The sequence below is a fragment of the Paucilactobacillus wasatchensis genome (assembly GCF_000876205.1).
GTDB lineage: Bacteria > Bacillota > Bacilli > Lactobacillales > Lactobacillaceae > Paucilactobacillus > Paucilactobacillus wasatchensis.
The window spans coordinates 1-3,275 of record NZ_AWTT01000073.1 but is presented as its reverse complement, the minus strand read 5'-3'; the positions used below and the strand labels follow the sequence as shown (position 1 = coordinate 3,275).

Here is a 3,275-nt window from a genome sequence, read left to right as displayed (position 1 = left end):
GCAGGGAGCGATCCCCCAACTACTCTCGGCGCTCAGAAGCTTAACTTCTGTGTTCGGCATGGGAACAGGTGTATCCTTCTGGCCATCGCCGCCACACTACGCACGCTTGAAACCCTTAAGTTTCATTCGCACTTTCACAGCTATTGCTATGATGAGAACTTGCGCTCTCAAAACTAAATAATATCGTTTTTTACCAACCAAGTTCACCACTTTGTGGTTAAGTCCTCGACCGATTAGTATTGGTCCGCTCCATGCATCACTGCACTTCCACTTCCAACCTATCTACCTCATCATCTCTGAGGGGTCTTACTCTTCCCGAAGGAAGATGGGAAATCTCATCTTGAGGCGAGTTTCACACTTAGATGCTTTCAGCGTTTATCTCATCCATACGTAGCTACCCAGCTATGCTCCTGGCGGAACAACTGGTACACCAGCGGTATGTCCATCCCGGTCCTCTCGTACTAAGGACAGCTCCTCTCAAATTTCCTGCGCCCGCGACGGATAGGGACCGAACTGTCTCACGACGTTCTGAACCCAGCTCGCGTACCGCTTTAATGGGCGAACAGCCCAACCCTTGGGACCGACTACAGCCCCAGGATGCGATGAGCCGACATCGAGGTGCCAAACCTCCCCGTCGATGTGGACTCTTGGGGGAGATAAGCCTGTTATCCCCAGGGTAGCTTTTATCCGTTGAGCGATGGCCCTTCCATACGGTACCACCGGATCACTAAGCCCGACTTTCGTCCCTGCTCGACCTGTCTGTCTCGCAGTCAAGCTCCCTTGTGCCTTTACACTCTGCGAATGATTTCCAACCATTCTGAGGGAACCTTTGGGCGCCTCCGTTACTCTTTGGGAGGCGACCGCCCCAGTCAAACTGCCTACCTGACACTGTCTCCCGCCACGTTTAGTGGCGCGGGTTAGAGTGGTCATACAGCGAGGGTAGTATCCCACCAACGCCTCCACCGAAACTAGCGTTCCGGTTTCTACGGCTCCTACCTATCCTGTACAAGCGGTACAAACACTCAATATCAAGCTACAGTAAAGCTCCATGGGGTCTTTCCGTCCTGTCGCGGGTAACCTGCATCTTCACAGGTACTTCAATTTCACCGAGTCTCTCGTTGAGACAGTGCCCAGATCGTTACGCCTTTCGTGCGGGTCGGAACTTACCCGACAAGGAATTTCGCTACCTTAGGACCGTTATAGTTACGGCCGCCGTTTACTGGGGCTTCAATTCTGAGCTTCGCCGAAGCTAACCCATCCTTTTAACCTTCCAGCACCGGGCAGGCGTCAGCCCCTATACTTCATCTTTCGATTTTGCAGAAACCTGTGTTTTTGATAAACAGTCGCCTGGGCCTATTCACTGCGGCTGCACGTTAGTGCAGCACCCCTTCTCCCGAAGTTACGGGGTCATTTTGCCGAGTTCCTTAACGAGAGTTCTCTCGCTCACCTTAGGATTCTCTCCTCGACTACCTGTGTCGGTTTGCGGTACGGGCAGTTAACTATTCACTAGAAGCTTTTCTCGGCAGTGTGACATCGGCAACTTCGCTACTATAAATTTCGCTCCCCATCACAACTTATCCTTAGAGATAAAAGCATTTAACTCTTATCAAGACTTGTTGCTTGGCCAGATTCATCCAATGATCTGGTTTGCTTAGCCTCCTGCGTCCCTCCATTGTTCAAACACAGTTAACTGGTACAGGAATCTCAACCTGTTATCCATCGCCTACGCCTTTCGGCCTCAGCTTAGGTCCCGACTTACCCTGGGAGGACGAGCCTTCCCCAGGAAACCTTAGTCATTCGGTGGACAGGATTCTCACCTGTCTTTCGCTACTCATACCGGCATTCTCACTTCTAAGCACTCCACCAGTCCTCACGGTCTGACTTCTTTGCCCTTAGAACGCTCTCCTATCACGCATCCTTACGGATGCATCCACAATTTCGGTAATATGCTTAGCCCCGGTACATTTTCGGCGCAGGATCACTCGACTAGTGAGCTATTACGCACTCTTTAAATGGTGGCTGCTTCTGAGCCAACATCCTAGTTGTCTATGCAACTCCACATCCTTTTCCACTTAGCATATATTTAGGGACCTTAATTGGTGGTCTGGGCTGTTCCCCTTTCGACGATGGATCTTATCACTCACCGTCTGACTCCCGGACATAAATCTGTGGCATTCGGAGTTTATCTGAATTCAGTAACCCATGACGGGCCCCTAGTCCAAACAGTGCTCTACCTCCACGATTCTTATTCCGAGGCTAGCCCTAAAGCTATTTCGGAGAGAACCAGCTATCTCCAAGTTCGTTTGGAATTTCACCGCTACCCACACCTCATCCCAGCCATTTTCAACTGACACGGGTTCGGTCCTCCAGCGCGTTTTACCGCACCTTCAACCTGGACATGGGTAGGTCACCTGGTTTCGGGTCTACAACTACGTACTTCATTCGCCCATTTCAGACTTGCTTTCGCTACGGCTCCAACTTTTTCGTCTTAACCTTGCACGCAATCGTAACTCGCCGGTTCATTCTACAAAAGGCACGCTGTCACCCCTTAATGGGCTCCAACTAATTGTAGGCACATGGTTTCAGGAACTATTTCACTCCCCTTCCGGGGTGCTTTTCACCTTTCCCTCACGGTACTGGTTCACTATCGGTCACTAGGGAGTATTTAGCCTTGGGAGATGGTCCTCCCGGATTCCGACGGAATTTCACGTGTTCCGCCGTACTCAGGATCCTGAACTGAGAATGTAACGTTTCGTTTACGGGACTATCACCCGCTCTGGTGCAGCTTCCCAACTGCTTCAACTACGTTGCATTTTGGTAACTCAAATGTTCAGTCCTACAACCCCAGGAAGCAAGCTTCCTGGTTTGGGCTCTTCCCGTTTCGCTCGCCGCTACTCAGGGAATCGATTTTTCTTTCTATTCCTGCAGCTACTTAGATGTTTCAGTTCACTGCGTCTACCTCTACTTAGCTATGTATTCACTAAGCAGTAACCAACGACTAAGTTGGTTGGGTTGCCCCATTCGGAAATCTCCGGATCAAAGTGTACTTACCACTCCCCGAAGCATATCGGTGTTAGTCCCGTCCTTCATCGGCTCCTAGTACCAAGGCATTCACCATGCGCCCTTTATAACTTAACCTTGATGATCACGATGTGATCACCTGGCTAATTGAGTATATGCGATCAAAAAAACTTTATTAAAAAACTCAAATAACGCGGTGTTCTCGGTTGTTTGTAAAAAAATATTTCGATATTATTTAGTTTTCAAAGTACAAG

2 rRNA genes are annotated in these 3,275 nt (G+C 49.7%); both read right to left on the bottom strand.

Going from position 1 to position 3,275, the window contains the following annotated elements:
• Positions 1 to 96: ribosomal RNA gene (gene rrf, locus WDC_RS08940) — 5S ribosomal RNA — on the bottom strand; the annotation flags it as partial.
• Positions 97 to 213: 117 nt separating this feature from the next.
• Positions 214 to 3,138 (bottom strand): 23S ribosomal RNA (locus WDC_RS08935).
• Positions 3,139 to 3,275 lie beyond the last annotated feature (137 nt).